The sequence below is a fragment of the Apilactobacillus timberlakei genome (genome assembly GCF_002993965.1).
GTDB classification, from domain to species: Bacteria; Bacillota; Bacilli; order Lactobacillales; family Lactobacillaceae; genus Apilactobacillus; species Apilactobacillus timberlakei.
Genome location: NZ_POST01000003.1, coordinates 153,802 through 177,001, shown reverse-complemented (window position 1 = coordinate 177,001; position 23,200 = coordinate 153,802). Strand labels below are relative to the sequence as shown.

23 protein-coding genes are annotated in these 23,200 nt (G+C 29.8%); 16 read left to right on the top strand and 7 right to left on the bottom strand.

Annotation, left to right across the window (positions count from 1 at the left end; translation table 11 throughout):
- Window positions 1-215 precede the first annotated feature (215 nt).
- The 3 genes from C7N71_RS04720 to C7N71_RS04710 all read left to right on the top strand — a co-directional run bounded on the left by C7N71_RS04720 (window position 216) and on the right by C7N71_RS04710 (window position 3,359).
- Window positions 216-1,880: a hypothetical protein gene (locus C7N71_RS04720; RefSeq protein WP_105987983.1), complete on the top strand. Its 1,665-nt coding sequence runs from the start codon at window positions 216-218 to the stop codon at window positions 1,878-1,880.
- 10 nt (window positions 1,881-1,890) lie between these two features.
- Window positions 1,891-2,763, top strand: coding sequence for a hypothetical protein (locus C7N71_RS04715; protein ID WP_105987982.1), 873 nt, complete (start codon window positions 1,891-1,893; stop codon window positions 2,761-2,763).
- Between the two features lie 113 nt (window positions 2,764-2,876).
- Complete coding sequence (locus C7N71_RS04710) at window positions 2,877-3,359, top strand: hypothetical protein (RefSeq protein WP_105987981.1); 483 nt, start codon at window positions 2,877-2,879, stop codon at window positions 3,357-3,359.
- On the opposite strand, the gene C7N71_RS04705 is transcribed toward C7N71_RS04710, so the two are convergent.
- Both C7N71_RS04705 and C7N71_RS04700 read right to left on the bottom strand, forming a co-directional pair.
- Complete coding sequence (locus C7N71_RS04705) at window positions 3,356-3,757, bottom strand: hypothetical protein (RefSeq protein WP_105987980.1); 402 nt, start codon at window positions 3,755-3,757, stop codon at window positions 3,356-3,358. The genes C7N71_RS04710 and C7N71_RS04705 overlap by 4 nt on opposite strands.
- A 33-nt stretch (window positions 3,758-3,790) precedes the next feature.
- Window positions 3,791-4,216, bottom strand: coding sequence for a replication initiator protein A (locus C7N71_RS04700; RefSeq protein ID WP_105987979.1), 426 nt, complete (start codon window positions 4,214-4,216; stop codon window positions 3,791-3,793).
- Between the two features lie 1,053 nt (window positions 4,217-5,269).
- Between C7N71_RS04700 and C7N71_RS04690 the strand changes: the two genes are divergently transcribed.
- The 5 genes from C7N71_RS04690 (at window position 5,270) to C7N71_RS04670 (ending at window position 8,399) form a co-directional block, all read left to right on the top strand.
- Window positions 5,270-5,527: a hypothetical protein gene (locus tag C7N71_RS04690; RefSeq protein WP_105987977.1), complete on the top strand. Its 258-nt coding sequence runs from the start codon at window positions 5,270-5,272 to the stop codon at window positions 5,525-5,527.
- Window positions 5,528-5,728: 201 nt separating this feature from the next.
- Entirely contained in the window at window positions 5,729-6,097 is a 369-nt protein-coding gene (locus tag C7N71_RS04685; protein WP_140929698.1) for a hypothetical protein, read from the top strand.
- Between the two features lie 76 nt (window positions 6,098-6,173).
- Window positions 6,174-6,413 carry a hypothetical protein gene (locus C7N71_RS04680; protein ID WP_105987975.1) on the top strand — a complete coding sequence of 80 codons (240 nt, stop codon included), beginning with the start codon at window positions 6,174-6,176 and terminating at the stop codon, window positions 6,411-6,413.
- A 341-nt stretch (window positions 6,414-6,754) separates the two neighbouring features.
- The gene (locus tag C7N71_RS04675; RefSeq protein ID WP_105987974.1) at window positions 6,755-7,348 is read left to right on the top strand and encodes a hypothetical protein; all 594 of its coding nucleotides are present in this window, start codon (window positions 6,755-6,757) and stop codon (window positions 7,346-7,348) included.
- 7 nt (window positions 7,349-7,355) lie between these two features.
- A complete protein-coding gene (locus tag C7N71_RS04670) occupies window positions 7,356-8,399 on the top strand; it encodes a DUF916 and DUF3324 domain-containing protein (RefSeq protein ID WP_105987973.1) in 1,044 nt (347 codons plus the stop codon).
- 67 nt (window positions 8,400-8,466) lie between these two features.
- On the opposite strand, the gene C7N71_RS04665 is transcribed toward C7N71_RS04670, so the two are convergent.
- Together C7N71_RS04665 and C7N71_RS04660 are read right to left on the bottom strand one after the other, a co-directional pair.
- Window positions 8,467-9,201: an amino acid ABC transporter ATP-binding protein gene (locus C7N71_RS04665; protein WP_105987972.1), complete on the bottom strand. Its 735-nt coding sequence runs from the start codon at window positions 9,199-9,201 to the stop codon at window positions 8,467-8,469.
- On the bottom strand, window positions 9,198-10,604 hold the full coding sequence (locus C7N71_RS04660) for an amino acid ABC transporter substrate-binding protein/permease (RefSeq protein ID WP_225361885.1): 1,407 nt from the start codon (window positions 10,602-10,604) through the stop codon (window positions 9,198-9,200). The genes C7N71_RS04665 and C7N71_RS04660 overlap by 4 nt, the downstream gene beginning before the upstream one ends.
- Before the next feature lie 390 nt (window positions 10,605-10,994).
- Between C7N71_RS04660 and C7N71_RS04655 the strand changes: the two genes are divergently transcribed.
- The 3 genes from C7N71_RS04655 (at window position 10,995) to C7N71_RS04645 (ending at window position 14,856) form a co-directional block, all read left to right on the top strand.
- On the top strand, window positions 10,995-13,100 hold the full coding sequence (locus C7N71_RS04655) for an AAA family ATPase (RefSeq protein ID WP_105987970.1): 2,106 nt from the start codon (window positions 10,995-10,997) through the stop codon (window positions 13,098-13,100).
- A gap of 127 nt (window positions 13,101-13,227) precedes the next feature.
- Window positions 13,228-13,746, top strand: a complete 519-nt coding sequence (locus tag C7N71_RS04650) for a hypothetical protein (protein WP_105987969.1) — start codon at window positions 13,228-13,230, stop codon at window positions 13,744-13,746.
- 345 nt (window positions 13,747-14,091) lie between these two features.
- Window positions 14,092-14,856, top strand: coding sequence for a M57 family metalloprotease (locus C7N71_RS04645; protein ID WP_105987968.1), 765 nt, complete (start codon window positions 14,092-14,094; stop codon window positions 14,854-14,856).
- A gap of 19 nt (window positions 14,857-14,875) precedes the next feature.
- On the opposite strand, the gene C7N71_RS04640 is transcribed toward C7N71_RS04645, so the two are convergent.
- Window positions 14,876-15,799: a lysylphosphatidylglycerol synthase domain-containing protein gene (locus tag C7N71_RS04640; RefSeq protein WP_105987967.1), complete on the bottom strand. Its 924-nt coding sequence runs from the start codon at window positions 15,797-15,799 to the stop codon at window positions 14,876-14,878.
- A 128-nt stretch (window positions 15,800-15,927) separates the two neighbouring features.
- On the opposite strand from C7N71_RS04640, the gene C7N71_RS04635 reads away from it, so the two are divergent.
- A complete protein-coding gene (locus tag C7N71_RS04635) occupies window positions 15,928-16,329 on the top strand; it encodes a hypothetical protein (RefSeq protein ID WP_105987966.1) in 402 nt (133 codons plus the stop codon).
- Window positions 16,330-16,375: 46 nt separating this feature from the next.
- On the opposite strand, the gene C7N71_RS04630 is transcribed toward C7N71_RS04635, so the two are convergent.
- Window positions 16,376-18,004, bottom strand: coding sequence for a malolactic enzyme (locus tag C7N71_RS04630; RefSeq protein ID WP_181399357.1), 1,629 nt, complete (start codon window positions 18,002-18,004; stop codon window positions 16,376-16,378).
- A gap of 136 nt (window positions 18,005-18,140) precedes the next feature.
- Between C7N71_RS04630 and C7N71_RS04625 the strand changes: the two genes are divergently transcribed.
- Entirely contained in the window at window positions 18,141-19,019 is an 879-nt protein-coding gene (locus C7N71_RS04625; protein ID WP_105987965.1) for a LysR substrate-binding domain-containing protein, read from the top strand.
- 43 nt (window positions 19,020-19,062) lie between these two features.
- Here the strand turns inward: C7N71_RS04625 and C7N71_RS04620 are convergent, their stop codons facing one another.
- Complete coding sequence (locus C7N71_RS04620) at window positions 19,063-19,932, bottom strand: mechanosensitive ion channel family protein (protein ID WP_105987964.1); 870 nt, start codon at window positions 19,930-19,932, stop codon at window positions 19,063-19,065.
- Between the two features lie 179 nt (window positions 19,933-20,111).
- On the opposite strand from C7N71_RS04620, the gene C7N71_RS04615 reads away from it, so the two are divergent.
- Genes C7N71_RS04615 through C7N71_RS04605 form a run of 3 tightly spaced genes read left to right on the top strand, consistent with a single transcriptional unit; the run spans window position 20,112 to window position 23,193 of the window.
- Window positions 20,112-20,666 carry an ECF-type riboflavin transporter substrate-binding protein gene (locus C7N71_RS04615; protein ID WP_105956771.1) on the top strand — a complete coding sequence of 185 codons (555 nt, stop codon included), beginning with the start codon at window positions 20,112-20,114 and terminating at the stop codon, window positions 20,664-20,666.
- Window positions 20,667-20,669: 3 nt separating this feature from the next.
- A complete protein-coding gene (locus tag C7N71_RS04610; protein WP_105987963.1) occupies window positions 20,670-22,373 on the top strand; it encodes an ABC transporter ATP-binding protein in 1,704 nt (567 codons plus the stop codon).
- Window positions 22,366-23,193: an energy-coupling factor transporter transmembrane component T family protein gene (locus tag C7N71_RS04605; RefSeq protein WP_105987962.1), complete on the top strand. Its 828-nt coding sequence runs from the start codon at window positions 22,366-22,368 to the stop codon at window positions 23,191-23,193. The genes C7N71_RS04610 and C7N71_RS04605 overlap by 8 nt, the downstream gene beginning before the upstream one ends.
- Window positions 23,194-23,200 lie beyond the last annotated feature (7 nt).

The following is a 23,200-nucleotide window of genomic DNA, read 5'->3' as shown; positions in this document are numbered from 1 at the left end:
AAGAGCGCTTTTTTGTATAGTAATATATTTATTATTTTTTGTATTTGTATAAAGATAAATTTGACAATATTTTTTCTATTGATTCTTTAATTTCATTATTGTATAAGTCTTATTTTTTGAAATATAAATAATCTAAAATTAGAATATTATTAGTAGGTTAATTTTAGATAAGTTTTAAGTTAAAATTACCTTATTTTATATATGGAGGCGATTAATTGAAAGCAGAAGAAAAATTGTTGCATTTATCTGCAATTGAAAATACAAAAAGATCTAATTATGAAACTGGTAAATTGATTTCATCAATAAATGAAAATATAAAAGATAATTTAATTTATCAATTTAATATTTTTTCTCTTTTTGACAACTTCAAAGAAGGCGGGGGTGTTGACACTATCCATAATGTTCGTAATGGTGTTTATTCTAGTGATAAAGTAAAAAATAAACTTTATAAAAAAACATCAGGATATAATAAGAACATTGCGAAAAAATTTCACGGTGGTAGTGATAAATACAGAACTATAAACAAACGCCAAACTATTGAACAATATCATGGAAAACTATGTGATCCCAATACTGGAAAATATTTAAAGAGAAACCAAAAAACAGATTTAGATCATACAATTTCTACTAAAGAAATTTATGAAGATAAAGGACGCGCTTTATCCGGACAAAAAATTGATGATTTGGCTAATAATGATGATAACTTACATAAAACTGATAGAAGTATTAATCGTTCTATGGGTGAACAAAATAAAACTGATTATGCAAATAGTTTGGATGATAAAAAGAAAATTTGGAAGCAACAAAATATAAAGGATCAGAATAATCCTAATTTAAGTCAACAGAAAAAAGATAGTAAGAATAAAAATACTAAAAATAGAATGTCTGCGGATTCTAATTCTATAAAGAAAAATGATAAGCAGGCTAGAAAAATGTATAACAGGAAAATTAATAGTTATTATTTAAGTTCTGAGTTTATGTCGGCTACTTGCATTAATAGTGCAAAGCAAGGCGGTAGACAAGCTTTGAGTTCTGCTATTGGAATTATTTTTTACCAAATCCAAGATGTTATATCTAATGCTTTAAATATGATTATTAAGACTTGGCATGATTATAAATCATTAAAAGATCGTTTCAATGTTTTCATTAATAACATAAAAGATAATTTAACAAACATTTCGGATAGACTATTATTAGTAGAAAATTCATTTGTTCAAGGCTTTATTGGAGGTTTTACTTCTGCTATATTTAACACTTTGTTAGATAAATTTATAACTACTACTAGAAGGTTTGGAAAAATTCTTAATGATTCTTTCACTAATTTAGTGTCAGCTTTTAAAATAATGTTTGATAGTCAATATACATTAGAACTTAGAATGAAAAAAGCTGGTGAAATTATCATTGCTGCAATATTATCATCTGTTGGTTTGTCTATAGGAGAAAATTTAGGTAATGTAGTTGTGGCTAATTTGCCAGTCTTAGCTTTTTTGAAAGATGATATCAGTAAGGTTTTAGGATCAATTATAGTTGGAACTCTTACAGGGTTGACTATTTTTGTGATTGATGATTTCTCCAATATTATTAAAAAGTTTAAAAAATCCTTCAAAGAAATGATGGCTGGGAATACTATAAACAAACAAACTATCAAAGTGAATTATGAAAAAGCAATAAATCAAATCGATTCGCTATACCATCAAGCATTAACTACAATTTTTGAGCAATATGAGAAAACAAATCGTTTACAATTACTGGCTTACGATATGGATTTGCCGGATGCAGATCAATTTCAAAATAGTATTCCTTTGGCAAGACATCTTAGTGTCAAAGAAGATTCAATATTAAAAAATAAAAAAGATATAGTTAATTTTTTTAAGAACTAGGAGATATATTATGGCTGAATTATTTGGAATAGATTTATTTAATACAGAGTATAAAAAACGAGGAGTTAATAAGTTAAAGAAGTACGTTTCATTATATAAACATTCTTTTGCTAATTTAAAATTTAATTTACTTTTGTTGAATGATAATCGTGATACTTTATCCAATGATTTATCGAATTCTGAACAAATAATTGATAATATTAAGAATAAACCTATGGAACTTCAGACAAAAAATATTCGTTTAAAACAAGAGTCAAAGAATTATAGAACTTTTATAAATGAGGTAAAAGATAAATCTGAGGAAGCTGTAAAGTTAACTAAAGAAGGTACTTCAGGATCTGCGGCTTTAGGTGCTGCGGCTTCTTTAGGAGGACCTGCATTAAGCGCATTAGTCTCATCTTTAGGGACAGCTTCCACTGGAGCTGCAATATCTGGTTTATCAGGAGCTGCTGCAACAAATGCAACTTTAGCATGGCTTGGCGGTGGTTCCATTGCTGCTGGTGGAGCTGGTGTAGCTGGAGGAGAAGCAGTTTTAGGTGCTATTCCTATTGTCGGTTGGGCACTTAGTGGTGTTACTTTAGCGGCAACTGGATTTTTTGTTAATAATAAAAATGGAAAAACAGCTAAGCAAGCATATAAAAAAGCTGAAAAAGTTGAAGCAGGAATTAAAAGTACTGACTTGTTGTCTAACAAAGAAAATATTTTATCAAATGAGACTATTAGAAGTTCAACAAATATAGAAAAATTAAATGATGAAGCTACTGAATTTCCTAATGATTTTGATAAATTTACTGATAAGCAAATCATTAAGATTGGTGTTTTAGTAAATAATGCTTTATCCGCTGAAAAGATTTTACAAAAAAGCCTAAAAAGTGCTAGCTAATTTTTGTAAAACCTTATTTTCAATGCACTGTTATTTAGCAGTGCATTTTTAATATATTGAATTACTATTTTAATAGTAATTCAATATATTAAAAATAGGAGGGATTCACTATTTTGTTTAAAAAATATTTTTTGGGGATTTCATTTGCATTATTGTTAGCAGTAATTTTATTTTTTAATTTTAATTCTCAAAATATCCATGCTAGTTATTCTGGGCATCATACGATTCCTAGTGAATTGAGGGGAAACTGGTATCAATGGAATAAATATAATCATAAATTAGATCATTATAGATTTAATAAATATTCAGTTTATCAAAATGGTAAGTTAATGTTAGGAAAATATAAGTCTAAAAATAATGGTCTATTATATATTAATAAGCTGGGTAAAAAATCTAAAGTTTATAATTTTGTTGGTAAAGCCGATTTTGGAGATGGATTAAATTACTGGTTATCACATAAAAAAGTTCATGGTAGAAGAGTTATGAAGTTATATGTAAATCAAGGATATTTTTCTGTTTTTACAAGACAAAAGTTACATCATGATTATTCTTATCAATATAATGGTATGGATTATAATAAGAAAATTGGCCTTTAGTTAAGTTTTACAATTGGGATGTTAAAATTTTTAACTTCATGCATATTTATTCGGTCATGATAATCCAAAACTGCATCATCAAAAAACTTATATAAACTTTTCGCAATATAAGCAGCTTTATTATGAATTTTATGATTAATGCGGGTTTGGATAATTAAGTTACGCATGACTTTCACTAAATCATTTTGCATATAATAATTAGTTTCAAACTGTAGAGCTTGTTTGGCTTTACAATAGCCTTGTTTAATCAAACGATTAAGCGAGGCTTTTTTAGTTTTAAAAATGAGTTGCGCATATTGATACAAACAACGAGCATTTTCAGAATATTTCACTAAAGTATTAATTAATGTGGGTTCAAATGCAGCTTTAGCTTTTAAGCCATCGACCACATTTTGCATTAAATCAAATTCACTAATTTTGACAGTTTTATTTTAGTGTTGAATATTAGTTTTATCAATACCTGTTGTAACAGCTGTCTTAGCTGTATTTTGTTTAAAGTTAGTTTGATTAGAGTTGTCATTTGCAACTTTAGCGGGTTTAGAATGTGAATTATCATCATGAAAATGAGGTAAAAAGAAACGAGTAGCACCATTAAAGATCTTCTTTTTAATGATGTAGCCATAAACAGCTAACTTTTTATAAACATTAATTACGGTATTACGACTAACACCTAAATCTTTAATCATTTCTTCTACAGTGTAAATAACATAATAATTATTCATTTTAGAATCAAAAAATTCATGACGCTTAATTGACGAATGCATCCGATCGTATAAGTAAGCATATGCTAAGCGTGCATCATTGTTTAAACGGTCATCTTTACGTAGTTCAATATCAAATTTAATAAATTGGTTCATTATTATCCATCCTTTTGGATAGAAAAAGAGGGCACAAGTAATAAACTTGTCCCCTCATATATGTATTAGATATATTGCAACTACTCCTTAGCTCTTATATAATAACTAAGGAGCGTTAACGGTTAACAAGTAAGTGCGATTACTTTGTTAGCTGGTCGATAATTACTGCCAATAATTGTCGATCAACGCTCTTTTTCTATGTTTTATTTTTGTATGTTTATAAGTATAGCGGTTTTTAGGTGGGGTGTAAATAAGAAAATTAAGTATAGAAATTAAACTTAATTTTTATATGTTTATAACTTTATATTAATTGATTTGAGAATATGCTATCATAATAAAAGTGAATGAAAATACTTTATCTATAATTTTAGATTGTTGATTTGCCGCGGATCCTTTAATGTATATCCCGCATTCGCGGGAGTGATTCTATACATAAAAATAATTATATTTGCTTTGCCAATAAAAGCTGATTCTAATATAATTATTAGTATATTAATCATGGAGGATACATATGGACTTTTTAAAATTACTATCACTATTTGGCAATAGCATTGGCATAATATTTAGAACGTGGAAATTCATCTTGTTTATTTTATGTTGTATTGCCTTATTTAACCTATTGGGTGGTGATGATGTCGATTGGGATACGGTTGGTCAATATACATTACTTATTGTCATCTTCATTGGTTGCTGCGTAGGTATTCACTATTCCAACAAAAATAAAGACAAATAAAAAGACTTGCTTTATCAGCAAGTCTTTTATCTTATTATGATCATTATAGCTTTTTAGATTTTTATCTTTTTTATTATTTATTTTTCTTTTATTTAAGCTGTTCCAGTAATATAGACCAAAATAGTTATCACGCTATTATGCGTTCACGGATAGCTCTATTCAGGGTATTCCGGTCCAAACTTTTAATTAAGTTAGAATATTTTTATTAAGTTAAATTTGCTACAGCGACCATATATGGCGCTATTAAATCAATGTTGAATATATAGTATACACTATTATATGTAAATATGATACTTATTTATTAAAAAAGAGGGGTTTAAATGTTTTGGCATATTTTTAATATTTGTGTTTTCGTTTTTACGATAATCAATACATTTGTTTATTTTAGGAATGAGAAGAAATCAAAAAGGTTAATTGAAGATATTTTAAGAAGCGATAAAAATAAAAAATTAATTATTCAAATATTATCGACTGATCAAGAAGATGTAGAAAAAGTGAAAAATTTAAGAAAACAGTTTCACCTAAAATTAGGTGAAAGTTTGGATATATTAGGTAAATATAAACAACATGAAATTTAACTATTTATGGAGATGACACATATCAAAGGTTTTACATTGAGAGGCAACAATACTTTAATGCAGAATTATCATGATAGGGTCATCCATCCCATAATGATCATGAAACTAATTTTTTTAAATATCAAAGCTTAAAATTTTAAGGAGTTTTTTATTATTAACAAATATTTTACTGGTATTGGTTTACTAAATATACTTACTGGATTGGCAATGATTATTGCAATTCCAGTTTCATTTATGATTGGCCTTTCATTGTATAATATTAATCAAGATTTAGGTGACGTTATTTTACTGACAATTGCTTGGATTTTAATATTAACTAGCATCGCTTGTTCTATTTTGGATGCAGTTTTAACCTATCGATATCATAAAAATCATTTTTTCTTTAATGCTGGTTTATTTATCGGAGTTATTGGTGGATTACTGCCATTAAGTTGTTTTATATTCGTAGAATTTTATTCTAATGCTCCTGATATATTGGGCATTTTGACCTTATTTGTGTTTTCTTCATTTATTATGTTGTTAATTTCTGGTTTATCTGTCTTGGGTAAAATTCATCGAATAAAACCATAGGTTATTCAAACTACTCACTTTAATTATCTTTTGATATAACGTATAATAATTAATATAGGAGTGATTATTTAATAATATGTGGAATTTACTTTCTATTTTACTAGTTGTATCTGTTATATATGGAATTGTTAAAGAGGTCAGAGAACGTCGTATTTTGACTGATTTCCTTAATAACAAGGAGAATGTTTTGAAGGTCAATAAGATCATTCAAGACCAATCTGATGATAAAGATGCTGTTGATAAGATTAAAGATGACTTTGATCTTAATAATGCAGTTGCTACCGATGTATTTGCATTTGTGCAAAAGATAAATTAATCGTAAATATTTTGGAGTCCCAGTAAGCCATTTGGCTTGCTGGGACTATTTTTTTAGGAAAATTATATAATTATTATTGAAATTATATAAAAGTTTAATGTTACATTTTTTTTAATTAGTAAAATTGTATTTAAGGCCTATTTTTAAGCCTTAAAAATTAAAATGAGATAATAATATTTCTTATTTGTAATAATTCATTGTTTATATAACTATAAATAATAAATTATTAGTTATACAATATATTTGTTAAATCCTAATTGGCTTGTTTGACGTTAATTTTTTAATGTCATGAATAAACTAAATTACCTTTTAAAATATATTATATTTGGAGGAATTTTTTTATGAAGTTAAGAAATGTTTTAGGTGTTTCAGCGCTAACTTTGTTGTTAGGTATATCTATGAGTGGTGTGAGTGCTAATGCTGATGATACAACACCAAGTACAAAATCAAATGTTAATCAAAGTACTACTGAAGGAAATTTATCATTAAATAGTGTTAATGATTTTTCTTTTAATAGCATTGATTTAAATAATGGTGATAGTCAACAACTTAGAACTGTTGGGATTAATGGTAATCATAATATAACTGTTAATAATAATACTGGTTCTGATTGGTCAAATGCTTCCTTATCTGTAAAGGGGACAAATTTGTCTGCAAAATTGGGTGACGATAAACCAGCAACTGTTAAGAATGCTCGGATTATTAATTCAAATAATGAAAGTGCCAATTTAGACAATTCTTCATCATTAAATATTATTAACAATGCTACAATTTCTAAAGGATCAAATCAAAGTTTGTCAGACTTAAAAGATCTTAAATTAAGAATACCATTAGAATATAATATGCCTCAAGGTAATACTAAAAATGTAGAATTTAATACCCAATTAACTTGGACCTTAACACAAGGAACCCCTTCTTCGAATGGACAAAAATAAATAATTAATGAAGATAATTAAAAACATAATTATTGGTTTTACCTTATTTTTTTCATTCTTATTTTTGTTTACTATTTCTACTTATGATGCAAACGCATCTGGTGTTAATTTCTCAGTTGATCCTGTTTTCTCATCAGGTCAAGATAAAAATCAATCCAGTTATTTTGATTTAAATGTTAAACCAGGTCAGACTTATCCATTAAAAGTACGAGTTAATAATGCTGGCGATGAAAATACAACTATTAAGGCCAGTATTAATACTGCTTTTACTAACGATAATACTCAAATTAATTATGATGAAAATAATTTAAATAAATTCGATAAAAGTTTGCAGCACCCCTTAAGCAAGTTAACCGTTGAAAGTCCTAAAAACAAGTTATCAGTTCCAGCCAAAAGTTCTGTAACTAGTGTTTTTAATATCAAATTGCCTAATGATGATTTTAATGGCAGTATTTTAGGTAGTTTATCTTTCACTAGTGAACCTTCAAAAAACAATTCAGGTAGTGGTAATGTAAAGATTAATAATGATTATTCATATGTTATTCCTATAATTCTTAATGAAGGTGTAAATCAACAACCTAACCTAAAACTTTTACAAGCTGGTGGCAAGGTAATAAATGGGACTAATAACTTTTATGCACATTTTCAAAATGATCAACCGGCCTTAATGACGGGTGTACATATGACTGGTGCTATTTATACAAAAAAGGGATATGATAATCATGAAAAACCATTGTATAAAGTAGACAAAAAGGATGCATCCATTGCACCTAATAGTAATTTTAATTATCTAATGCCAACTAATGGACAAGCTTTTAAGTCTGGTGATTACAAATTTGTTGGTGATGTTAATTGGGGTAAACATGATTGGGCATATAATAAAGATTTCCATATGAGCTTTGCAAAAGCATATAAGGATAATAATGAAGCAACTGGTGTAAAGAGTGATTACACATGGCTTTGGCTATTATTAGTGGCAATTTTAATTATCATTGCACTCATTGTCACAGTTATTACTTTATATATTAAGAATAAACATAATCGTAAATAAACCAATTTAAACGCAAAAAAAGAGTTCGATATTTAATTATCGAACTCTTTTTGATTAATTTATTTAATTAAACCGCTAAGATCTTAGATAAAAATTCCTTTAATCTCGGATTCTTTGGATGATTGAAAATATCATCAGGGGTACCTGATTCCATGATTTTACCTTCATCAACAAAGACGACACGGTCAGCAACTTCTTTGGCAAAGCCCATTTCATGGGTAACAACAACCATTGTCATTCCTTCTTTTGCTAAGTCTTTCATAACTTGCAGTACATCCCCAACCATTTCTGGATCAAGGGCAGAAGTCGGTTCATCAAACAACATAATATCTGGATTCATTGCTAAAGCACGAGCAATCGCAATTCTTTGTTGTTGACCACCAGATAATGAATCAACAGAAGCATTGAATTTATTTTCTAGACCCACAACTTTAAGCAGTTTTTTAGCTTGTTTTTCAGCATCTTGTTTATTTAGTTTACCTAATTCGACTGGCGCTAACATGATATTTTTACCAACATCTAAATTATGAAATAAATTAAAATGTTGGAATACCATCCCAATTTGTTCACGAATCTTATCGATATTAGCATCTTTCTTGGCAATATCTTCACCGTGGACAACGATAGAACCAGAAGTCGGTTCTTCTAATTTATTTAGTGAACGCAAAAGGGTACTTTTACCAGAACCAGAAGGACCAATTACTACGACCACTTCGTTATCTTTAACTTCTAGATTAACGCCTTTTAAAACATGGTTATCACCATATTGTTTATATAGGTCAGTTACTTTTATTTTACTCAAATTTTAGTCCTCCTTTTACCCCAATTAGAAAGCCAAGTAAGTAGGGTGATGACAATTAAGTAAATTAATGCAACCATTGCCCATACTTTAAAGCCTTCTAGGTTTCTAGCGATAATAATTTTACCAGTTTGGGTAAGTTCAATAATACCAATTACAGAAAGAATCGAAGTATCTTTCAATGTAATAATGAATTGGTTAATGAATGATGGCACGATTAATTTAATTCCTTGTGGTAAGACAACTTTACGCATAGCTTTACCAAATGGTAGTCCTAAACTACGAGCAGCTTCCATTTGACCCTTTTCAACGGACTGAATACCACCTTTAACAAAGGCTGCAATATAAGCACCTTCATCTAACATTAACGTAATAACTCCGGCAGTGAAAGCAGGAATCTTAGTACCAATTAATGTAGGAATTCCAGTATAAATGAATAGTGCTAAAACAATTAATGGAAGTCCTCTAAATACATAAATGAAAGTAGTTGATAATCCTTGGAAGAACTTCATTGGAAGCACTCCTAGTAATCCAAAGAACACTCCAATAATAGTAGCAAAGACGATTGAAACAATGGTTAACCATAACGTTTGTAAGAATCCTTGCCATAAGAAAACTTTATTTTGATTTAAAATACCAAAGAATGAATGATTGTCAGTGGTACTCTTTTTAGCATTTAAATATTTGTCTAGAATCTTTTGATATTGGCCATTTTTCTTTAAGTTGGCTAAACCGGTGTTGAATTTTTTCAATAATTCTTGGTTTTGTCCTTTTTTTACTCCAAAGCCAATTGGTGTGCCAGCAGCAGGTTTAGTGACAATTTTTAACTGAGTTCCTTGATTAATACCATATTTAAGAACTGGTTGATCATCAAAACAAGCAACGGAATTACCAGTCATAACGTCTTCATAAACATTATTTGAATCATCAAAAGTGGAAATTTTAAAACCATATTTTTTTTGTATTGATTGGGCATATTGAGCACCGGTGGTTCCAGTTTTAACAGCCACGGTTTTACCCTTTAAGTCGTTAAGGCTCTTAGTGCTGTTATTATTTTGAGCAACTCCCATTACAACTCCAGAATTATAATATGGATTCGAGAAGTCGAAGGTACCTTTACGCTCAGGTGTTACTGACATCCCAGCTAATACCCCATCAGCTTGGCCAGCTTGAACTGCCTGAATTGCAGCATTGAAACCTAATGGCTTAATATCAACATTAAAGTGCTGATCCTTAGCGATAGCTCTAATTAGATCCATATCAATCCCTACATATTTGTTGTTATCATTTGCGTATTCAAATGGCGGGAAAGTCACATCCGTACCAATTTCATAAGTTTTTTCAGCAGCATGTGTTTTAGTAGGTGCCGCAAACAAACTTAACGCAATGATAAGACCACAAGCCATTGCTAAAACACAATGGCTTGTGAATGAATGTCTTTTCATCTGCATAATCCCCTTTAATATGTGATGTTTTATAACATCTTATATTAGATATAATAACAGAAAATTATTTAAAAGTATATTTTATCTATTATAAAAACGTTTAATTAACTTGAAATGTAATCATTGTTCACATAGTCAAACCTTTTTGAAAAAAATTTGATCTTTTTATTCCTTGATATGAAAGGAATGATAAGGATTTTTTAAAACAAAGGTCAAAAAAGGTCAACAAATAACTTGTATTATGTAAAATAGGTGCTATAGTATAGTTGTAATGAAGAAAGGGAATGAATAAATAAAGAAACTTTCTCCATTAATAAAAACTAAATAATAAAGAAAAGCGAGGGATGTACTATGGCTAGAGATCCATTCAATCCATTCAATGATGATTTTGATAAAATTTTCAATCAATTCTTAGGTGATACTGGGAGTTCAAACCCACAACGTCGCTACATGGTTAACGGTCAGGAAGTCACCCCAGAGCAATTAGAACAATTAAGAAAATCTGGTCAATTACAAAATGGTCAGATGAATCCACAACAAAAGCAAGGTAATAATGGTAAGAGCATTCTTGATAAGTTAGGTCGTAACTTAACTAAAGAAGCTCGTGATGGGAAATTAGATCCTGTTATTGGCAGAGATAAAGAAATTCAAGAAGCTGCTGAAGTATTATCCAGGAGAATTAAAAATAATCCAGTGCTAGTTGGTGATGCTGGTGTTGGTAAAACTGCTGTTGTTGAGGGCTTAGCTCAAGCAATTGCTAAGGGTGATGTACCAGCAGCAATCAAGAATAAGGAAATTATCAGTATTGATATTTCTGGACTTGAAGCTGGTACTCAATACCGTGGTAGTTTTGAAGAAAATATTCAAAACTTAATTAAAGAAGTAAAAGCAAAGAAAAATGTAATCCTATTCTTTGATGAAATTCATCAAATCTTAGGAGCTGGTAATTCCGGTGATGAAAGTGGTTCTAAAGGATTAGCTGATATTATTAAACCAGCATTATCTCGTGGTGACTTTACCGTTATCGGTGCCACTACTCAAGATGAATATCGTAATACCATCATGAAAGATGCTGCATTATCACGTCGTTTTAATGAAGTAAAAATCAACGCTCCTTCAGCCGAAACGACATTAGCTATCTTGAAGGGCGTTCGTAAGCTTTACGAAACGCATCACAATGTAGTATTACCTGATGATGTATTGAAAGCAGCTGTGGATTATTCAGTTCAATATATTCCACAACGTAGCTTACCTGATAAAGCTATTGATTTAGTTGATATGACTGCTGCACACTTGGCAGCTCAACATCCAGTTTTAGATCAGAAACAAGTAGAAGACCAAATTGAAACTGAAAAGAAAGCTCAACAAGCTGCTGCAGATAAAGAAGACTATGAAGCTGCTTTGAATCATAAGAATAAGATTGATGAGTTGAATAAACAATTAGACAACAAGAGTGATGCTAAGAAAGTCACTGCAACTATTAATGATGTCGCTCAATCAGTTGAAAGATTAACTGGAGTTCCAGTTTCCAAGATGAGCAATAATGATATTGAACACTTGAAGAACATGGGCAGTCGTCTAAAGGGTAAAGTTATTGGTCAAAATGAAGCAGTTGCTGCTGTTTCTCGTGCTATTCGTCGTAACCGTGCTGGTTTTGATGAAGGCAATCGTCCAATTGGTTCCTTCTTATTTGTTGGACCAACTGGTGTCGGTAAAACTGAATTGGCAAAACAATTAGCTTTAGACATGTTTGGTAATAAAGATAATATTATTAGATTAGACATGTCTGAATATTCCGACCCAACTGCTGTATCTAAGTTAATTGGTGCATCCGCTGGTTATGTTGGATACAACGATAACAACAATACTTTAACTGAAAAAGTACGTCGTAATCCTTATTCAATTGTTCTATTAGATGAAATTGAAAAGGCTAACCCACAAGTATTAACATTGTTACTACAAGTTTTAGATGATGGTCGTTTAACCGATGGTCAAGGTAATGTTGTTAACTTTAAGAACACAGTTGTAATTGCTACTTCTAACGCTGGATTTGGTAATGAAAGCGTTACTGGTGATGACGATAAAGATAAGAAGTTAATTGATCGTTTGGCTCCATACTTCCGTCCTGAATTCTTAAACCGTTTCAATGCAATTGTTGAATTCTCACATCTATCTAAAGATAATTTGAAAGAAATTATTAACTTGATGTTAGATGATGTTAACAAGACATTGGCTAAGAAGAATATGGATGTTAAAGTATCTGAACCGGTTAAGGATTACTTAATTGATCAAGGATACGATGAAGCAATGGGTGCTCGTCCATTACGTCGAGTTGTTGAACAAGAAATCAGAGATAAGATTACTGACTTCTACTTAGACCATGAAGATATTAAGCACTTAGATGCTGATATGCAAGATGGTAAAGTAGTAATTAGTGCCGATAAAAGTGAAGCTTAATAAAAAATAGTTATCTGAGTTATTCAGATAACTATTTTTTTATTATTAAAAACTAATGTTAATATACTATTGGAATTTTAATCATTTATGTTAATCTATAAATATATCAATTATGAGGTGATTACATATGAGTATTAAGTCAAAGTTATTTAAAGGATTAGCAGTAGTATCACTACTATTACCAATTGCGTTTAGTTCAAATAGCATTAATAATGCTAATGCAAGCACAAAGAAAACACATGCTGTTAAGGTTGTTAATCATAATAATGCTACTGATAAGTTTGCTGATGAAATGTATAATTTTAGTAATTTCTTTAAGAAAGATTTATTACCAACAATCAAAAATTATAAAGCAACAACTAAGCCTGGCAAATCAACTAAAAAGGAATTACTTGCAGTATTAGATAATAAGATGAGTAAAAAGCAATTCAGAAAAGTATTTGAAAAATCAATGAAAAATAATCCTGAGTTTAAGAAAACTTCTGCTAAGGAACGTAATAAAATGATTAGTGAATCAACAAAATCTTTAAAAAATGTTAAACTTTCTGACTTGACTAAGATTTCATCTTTAGCAAAACGTTGGACTTTAGTTTTATTACAAGTAAATGATGGAAAAACTACAATTCATTTACCAGCAATGAAATAATACTTATTCAAAAAAGAGAAGCTACTTAATTGTAGCTTCTCTTTTTTTATTAGAATTTGCACATAAAATTTTTGGCTAGTATGATTTGAAATTGTTGTTTGATTTTGTCACTTTAATTAATACATAATATATTTTTTATCATACATATAATAAATTAGAATATCTCCAAACATTAAAGCTATACAAGTGTTTTTACTTGTATAGCTTTAATGTTTAATAGAAGTATATCTTGTTAAAAATATTTTATTGCAAAAAAGTCTTGTGCTATATAAATTAATAGTGTAGTATATTTCAAATATTGATAACTAAATAATTATTGTAACTATTAGCTATATGGAGGAATATATGAAGAAAAACTTATTAGCACTATTAGGTATCGTACTTTTGACTTTTACATCAATTTACAGCATTACACAAAATACACTAGCTAGTTCTAAACAACAATCAATTGTTAAAAAGATATCTGCTGGTAAGGATAAAAATTTTAACTATTATGAATTTGTAAAAAAAGATGGATCAGTAAACTTTGTTAGTGAAGTTAATGCTAAGTACCCAAAGACTCATCTTTTACCTTTTATAAAGGACAACAATACAGGTTTAAACATTAAACAAAAAATTAACGATGACGGAACTATTCATGTAAAATATGATGGCAATCCTAGTTTAAACGATAACTTTCAAAATGCAGTTGCAGCTTGGAATAAATTAGGCGTAATTAAATTTAAAATTGTCGATGATGCATCAGCAACAGTTGATGTTCATGGAAATGCTAACGCAAAAGAAGATGCTAACAATCCAGATTACGAAAAAGGTAATTTAGGTGATACTAATAACTATGTTGATTATGATTCATCAACTGCATTAGCAGATGGCACTAAGATGAACTATATTTCAAAAAGTGACATCGTACTATATTCAGGAATAGCCAAAGCTTCAGATAACAACAAAGACCACGTTATTATTCATGAATTAGGCCATGCATTAGGATTTGATGATCTATATGGTCAGAAGGATCGTGGATTAGTAATGTTCTCAACATCTCAAGTTGGCTCAATCCTTTTGAATAATTTAGGAGCATGCGAAAAAATTTCATTACAACATTACTACTAATAATAAAAAGGCCAGATCTTTATGATCTGACCTTTTTTATATACTGATTATGAATCACTTTTGCAAAATATAATGTAATTCCTACCAAGAATGGCAAAATATAGTAAGTTACTCGATAAATAATTAGCCAAGTTAATGCTTGGTTTATATTTAATCCATTCATTGACATTCCAGCAACCATGATTGAATCAAAACTACCTAATCCACCAGGGATAAAACTAATAATTCCAATCATTCCGGCAATCGCAACTAATGCATAAATTGATGGAATACTGAAATGATAATCTAGAAATAAACCAATGGATACGAAGAATGATAAACAACAAATCCATTCAAAGAATGAGCCGGTTAGTAACAAAATAGTATCATGATGACTTAAAGATTTAGCTCTGAAAAATACTAAAATGATTAGATAAGCAATAAAGCCAATTAAGACTAACCAATAAAATAAATTTAATTTAATTTGAAAGAAAAAATGCATGATAATCACAATAATCGCATTCATCGATAATCCAGTAAGGGTAAATAAAGCGATTTGCGAAACTTGCACAATTGTTTGCTTAACATCTTTAACTTTACCAAATAGGTAAGTTCTCAAACTGCCACCAATTAGGCCACCACCACCGGCTAAGTTGGTGACAGTATTAATTACATAACTGTTAACCAAAATGGTTGATACTTTAAAATCTTTATGACTTTGTTTAACATATTCATAGTCATAGATAGCCATTGGGACAACTGATAATAATCCCAATGCAATTAGCATAACGATTTTGGTGGTTGTTAAACTACCGAATGAGTGTAGTATTTGATTCCATTCAACTTGTTTTCGAATTGAATTAAAGGCAATCGCAACTAAAATCACAATTGCGATGACATAGATACTTTTTAGAACCCGACTATGCTTATTAAAAAAGTCGGTTATTTTTTGACTGATTTTCATATAATAATTTGTTCTCTTTTCTAATGCTTAAAATAATTTATGTACATTATACAATATTTCTAATGTTTCGTATGTAGCAAAATATTGTATGATTGAAATAGTAAAGTAATTTTAGAAGGGGGGTAATTTTGATAAAATCTGTCAAAATTATATTTATATCTTTAATACTAGTTGTTTTAACTATGCTTACAGGAGTTTTCATACATAATCAGGCTCAAAATAAGAATAAAGTTAATACGACTAAAAACATTACATATAAAGATTTAACCAATAATAAATATGTTGGGCAAAATTATTATTTAAAAAATGTCTATGTTAATCAACGTTTTACTAAAAATAACATAAAACAAGCAACGGTTTCAGATAATCGGAATCGTTTATACTTCGTCATTTTAAATCATAATAAATTACCTAATGGGACAACTTCTTTATTATGCAAAATCGAAAAGTATAAAACTTTGAAAACCAATCTAGGTTATAAATATCGTTATCCAGTTTTAACTTTAAAAAATAAAAAATCCGCTGATTAATTTATAATCAGCGGATTTTTTATTATCACCTTAGAATCGATACTTACTAGTATTCAGGATCCCACTTAGTATTTTCGATAGCTTTATCAACGTCATCAATCTTTTCACGAGTTAAATCACGTTTTACAGCACTATCGGCAACAGCCTTAGCTACAGTAGTTGAGAATTGATCCAACTTGGATACTGGAGGTAAGACAGCAGCACCTGGTTTGTCAGTATCGACAATACCACCAAGTGAGTGAGCAGCTGCAGAAATCATTTCATCGTCTAGTACAGTTGCAGTGGATGCAATTGCACCTAAACCTAGACCTGGGTAAACTAATGCATTATTAGCTTGACCAATTTGGTAGGTGGTGCCATTGTATTCAACATCTTTAACTGGAATACCAGTACCGATTAATGCTTTTCCATCAGTCCATTTTAGTAAATCTTCAGCTTTAGCTTCTGCCAACTTAGTTGGGTTAGAAATTGGGAAGATAATTGGACGTTCAGTGTGAGCAGCCATTTCTTTAATAATATCTTGAGTAAAGCTACCAGGTTGAGTGGATGTACCAACTAAAATAGTAGGGTGGATAGCCTTAACAACTGCTTCAAGATTTGTTAATTCATCTGGGTTTCCAAATTCATCACGTTTGTGAGCGAATGGTTTTTGTTGAGGAGTTAATGTTTCGTCATCATCAAATAGTAGACCTTGCTTATCTACCAAGTAGAAGTGTTTTTTAGCTTCTTCTGGATCCATCCCTTGCTGAATGAATTCATCATAAACACGAGAAACAATTCCAGTTCCAGCAGTACCAGCACCAAATGAAAGGTAAATCTGGTCAGTCATCTTTTCACCAGAAATATTTAACGCACCTAAAATACCAGCTAAAACAATAATTCCAGTTCCTTGAATATCATCATTAAAGACAGTGTATTTGTCTTTGTAACGATCTAGAATTTCAGCAGCGTTTCCACGACCAAAGTCTTCAAAATGTAAGTACATTTCTGGGAATAATTCCTCAGCATCTTCAACAAAAGTATCTACGAATTTATGGTATTTTTCACCATAAACTCTTTCATGACGATTACCTAGATACATAGGATCATTTAATAGTTCCTTATTGTTAGTACCAGCATCTAAAACAACTGGAAGTACTTGGCTAGGATCAATCCCAGCAGCGGCAGTGTAAACCATTAGTTTACCAACAGCGATATCAACACCATTAGTAGCCCAGTCACCAATTCCTAAAATACCCTCAGCATCGGTAACAACGATTAAACGAATGTCACGACCAGCTGAAGCGTTCTTTAATGAAGTTTTAATAGTATCTAAATCATCATCAATTGATAAGAAAGTTGCGTTTTGTGGTTGAACGAATAGTTCGCTATAATTTTCAATAGTTTCAGCAATTGTTGGATCATAAACAATTGGCATAAATTCTACAACATGTTGTGAAAATAATTTGTAGAATAATACTCGGTTTTCATTAAAAATTTGCATTAAGAAAACACGTTTTTCTAAATCAGATGATTTTGATTGAAATTGTGCGTATGTTTGATCTACTTGTTCTTGTAAAGTTTGTACATATGGAGGAAGTAATCCTTCTAATCCTAAAGATTTACGTTCTTCTTTAGTAAATGCAGTACCCTTATTCTTGAATGGGTCATTTAAAATATTGTATCCCATAGTCATAGTACATACCTCTTTTCTTAATTAATACATTGATAATAATACATAGTTTTTTGATAGTCAAAACTTAGTGTTATAATAAAAATAATTTATATGTCAAAAATAGATGCTGTGATAACAACAATTAAAGGTGGTTAATATGAATACAAGAGACCTTGAATATTTTATAAGCTTAACAGAAATAAAAATTTTTTCGAAAGTAGCAGAAGAATTTAATGTGAGTCAACCAACCATTACTTTTGCGCTTAAAAGGTTAGAAAAAGAAATGGATGCTAAACTTATTATCAGACATCGTACGCATGGTGAATTAATTGTTACCGACAGTGGAAAACAATTGTTAAAACATGCCAAAGCTATTATTCGTCATTTTGAAGTGGCCAAGCAAAATATTGACAATCTCAAATCAAACAAGATTTCAATTGGTTTACCACCCATTATTGAAACAAGATATTTTCCTAAAATTGCTCAACATTTAAAAGAAGAAAACTTATTAAACAATATTATTACCTTTGAATATGGATCTGAAACTACTTTAGATGCATTAAAGAGCGGTGAATTAGACTTAGCCTTATTGGGGTCAATTAATCCGATGGAAGATGCCCGGATTGAAACTGAGGAAATTGATCAAATTCCTTTTTATGTGTATGTATCAAAAAAGCACCACTTAGCTAACCAAAAATCAATTAAATTTAGTGATTTAAAACATGAAGATTTTATTTTATTTAAACAAGGTTTTGTTCAAAATGAATCATTTCGTCAATTGACGAAAAAGAATGGGATGCATCCCAACATCATTTTACGTTCCAATGAAACCAATAACATTATGAATTTAATATCTAATAACGTTGGTGTAGGATTCTTTAATTCATTTGTTAGTTATCCTGAAAATGTTGTTAGATTGAAACTAGAAGATGATAATATGCCTAAATTTGTTACCAATTTAGTTTATTTAAAATCTCATTATTTTAATGATTTACAACAAAAAGTTTTAGATAATATTCGTCATTCAATCAAATAGAAAAGGAATGCCTTAAAACGGGCATTCCTTTTCTATTTGATTGTTATTTTGAAATATCAGAAATAACTTTATTATTAGGTAATTTAATACCGGCAGCTTTAATAGCTTCTAGATATAATTGTAAGAATTCGAATTGAACATCAAATCTTGTTTCGTCGGTAGTTGGAATGTATTCCTTAACTGCGATGGTTCCATCACCCATGTCAACAGTGCCTAATAATTGAGGAGCATCAATTATTCCTTTAGTTTTTGGCACATATTCTTTGTTAATATCCTTCATGACATTGATAACTTTGGTAATTGGAGTATCTGGGTTAACACGAATATTGATTTCGGCTTTCATGCGTTCCTTAGACATGTTACTAATGCTGGTGATGTTACGATTAGGAATAAAGTTCAAAGCATCATTATTACTTCTAATTTTAGTAGTTCTTAATCCTAATTCAGAAACAGTACCAGTCACATCACCAATTGTTACATAGTCACCAATGTTAATTTGTTTTTCAAATAAAATGAAAAATCCATTAATAACATCACTAGCAAGTCCCTGAGCACCAAGACCAATAGCTACTGAGAATAATCCAGCACCAGCTAATAGAGTACCAATTGGCACTCCAATAATGGTTAATGCAGAATAAATCCAGAAGAATACTAACATATATATGTAGGTATTCATTGATAATGAATGTAGAGTCTTCATGCGATTAGATGAAATATTACTTTTTTCTTTATTAGCATAGTTACTAAATAAACGATTAATAATAGCTTTACCAACTGCTCTTATAATTAAGAAGAAAATGGAAATTAAAACTAAGTCAATCACAATGTCTGTGATGTTACGTAGAATTTCATCCCACTTAAATCCCTCAAGGTATTTAGTAAATACACTAGGATTATCAGCTTGTGCAAGCATTTGATTCACTCCCTAAATATTTTATTATATATAATAATAACATTTATACATTAAATAATGGTAGTAAATAGGCTGCTATTAAAGACTTATAAACATGATAAATAAAAAAATTAATTATTTTTTATAAGTAGAGCTGTTATAATAATTACATAATTATATATGTAAATGAGGCTTAAAATATGCACAGAAAAAAATTAAGTGTTCAAAGTGTGGTTGCGATTGGCATCGGGACCGCAATTTTATTTTTATTAAAAAGATATGTTTCGATTCCTTCAGGGATACCTAACACTAACATTGATACCTCATATGGCTTTTTAGGCTTTATATCAATTATGTTCGGACCTATTGTAGGCTTCTTTGTAGGTTTCTTTGGCCATTCATTATCTGATTTCACTCAGTTTGGTGCGCCATGGTGGACGTGGGTATTTACTACTGGTTTTATTGGTTTTGCCATTGGATTATTAAAAAGATACATTGTACTAGCTGATGGTAAAATTGGTTTAAAAAAGTTAGTTGTATATAACATTTATCAAATATTTATTAATATTATTGGTTGGGTGTTACTTGCGCCTACTGGAGACGTATTAATTTATTCAGAACCTAGCAATAAAGTTTATTTACAAGGTATTATTTCAGCAATTACTAATAGTATTTCAACCGGAGTAATCGGGACTATTTTATTAGTAATGTATGCTTCAACTAAAGTAGAAAAAGGTAGTTTAAAAAAGGAATAGTTTATGACAAAAACAATGATTGAGTTTAAAAATGTTACTTTTCGTTATAATGCCCAAGCAGAGCCTACTTTGAAAAATATTAATCTGCAAATTAATGAGGGCGAAAAAGTATTAATAGTAGGTCCTTCTGGTTCTGGTAAATCGACACTAGGAAATTTGATTAATGGTGTAATTCCAGAAAATTTTCGTGGTGATTTATCTGGTGAAATATATATCGATGGTCGAAATTCTAATAATATGTCGATATTTGATACTTCATTAAAAGTGGGGACCTTATTACAAAATGCTAATGATCAATTTGTAGGTTTAACGGTTGCTGAAGATATTGCTTTTGGGATGGAAAATGATTGCTTTGATAATMAAACAATGCAGACCAAGGTAAATCAATGGTCTAATAAATTATCAATCAATAATTTATTAAAACAAGCACCTAACAGTTTGTCAGGGGGACAAAAACAACGTACTGGTTTGGCTGGATTATTAGTCGATGATTCGCCAATCTTATTATTAGATGAACCACTGGCTGCTTTAGATCCCATGGCAGGAAGTGAATCAATTCAACTATTGCAAGATTTACATAATGAATTAAAGAATACCATCGTCATTATTGAACATCGTTTGGAAGAGTCTTTAACTAAAGACGTTGATAAAATTATTTTAATGAATGATGGCGAAATTGTTGGAATTTATAATCCTACATCACTTTTAAAACAAAATATTTTAAATAGATATGGTATTAGAGAACCTTTGTATATTGAAGCACTAAGAAGTATTGGAATGAATTTAGATAATTTGACCGATATTGATTCAGTTGAAAAGGTTAATGGTCCAGGAATTGAAGAACGAATTAAACAAGTTAGTGCTAATGCTAAATCAATTAGTAGTTACAATGATTCAGCTGATATTTTATCAATTAAGAAATTAAATTTTTCTTATGGTAAAAAAGAAATATTCCATAATTTAAATGTAGATATCCAAAAAGGTGATATGATTTCTTTAGTTGGTAAAAATGGGGTTGGGAAAACCACATTAAGTAAATTAATTGTTGGTTTTTTACAACCTGATACTGGAGAAATTACTTTTAATGGTGACAACCTTTTGAACAAATCCATTAAAGAACGTGCCGATGATATAGGTTATATTATGCAAGATCCAGATAAAATGATTAGTAAGGTAATGATTTATGATGAAGTAGCATTAGGTCTAAAGTTAAGACATTATCCTAAAGAACAAATCAAAGAAAAAGTTGATCATGCACTAAAAGTATGTAATTTATATCCATTTAGAAATTGGCCAATTTCAGCATTAAGTTATGGGCAAAAGAAGCGGTTAACAATTGCTAGTATGTTAGTTTTATCACCAAAATTATTAATTTTGGATGAACCAACTGCGGGACAAGATTACTATCATTATACTGAAATCATGAATTTTTTAAGTGAATTAAATCAAGAACAAGGCTTAACCATGATATTTGTTACGCATGATATGCATTTGATGGCTGAATATTCCACTAGAACTTTAGTTATTGGTGAGCAAAAGATTTTGCGTGATAATACACCTGAAAAAGTCCTAGATGATGAAAAACTACTTGCTAAGGCCAACTTAAAAAGAACAAGTTTAAGCATTTTAGCTAAGCGCTTTAATGTTAATTATAATGATTTTTCAAATTACCTAATTAGCAAGGAGCGAGATAATCAACATGAATAGTAATTTATTTGGATATGATCACAATGATACTTGGGTGCATCGATTAACTGGCACTAGTAAATTAATCTTTTTTATTTTAGTTTCAATTATTGCGATGATTAGTTATGATTACCGTTTTATTTTCTTAGTATTATTACTATCTATCTTTGCATTTAAACAGTCACAAATTAAATGGTCACAGATTAAATTTGTAGTGAAATTAATTGTTATTTTTGCAGTATTAAATTTAGTAATGGTCTTTATATTTTCGCCTAATCATGGAGCTGCATTATATGGAACTAGGCATGTATTAATTAATCTAGGTTATTTTACTATTACTAAGGAACAATTATTTTACGAACTGAACTTAGGTTTAAAATATTTAGTAACGGTACCAATTTCATTAATTTTTTTAATTACCACTAATCCAAGTGAATTTTCTTCAAGTTTAAACAAAATTGGGGTTTCTTATCGATTAAGTTATGCTCTTTCATTATCGTTAAGATATATCCCTGATGTACAAAATGATTTTAAAGAAATTAGTCTAGCACAACAAGCACGTGGTTATGAAATTTCTGAAAAAGGAAAACTATTTAGTCGCTTGAAAGGAACCACACAAATTTTAATTCCATTAATTTTATCCAGCTTAGATAAAATTCAGACGATTAGTCAGGCGATGGAATTACGTAGATTTGGCAAAAACAAGCACCGTACTTGGTATATGAATCGTAAATTTACTAAAGATGATTATGTGACAATATTATTGTCATTATTAATTGTTGTTCTAGGAATTTTATTTATGAAAATTGATGGCGGCAGATTTTATAATCCATTTGTTTAAGGTAGTG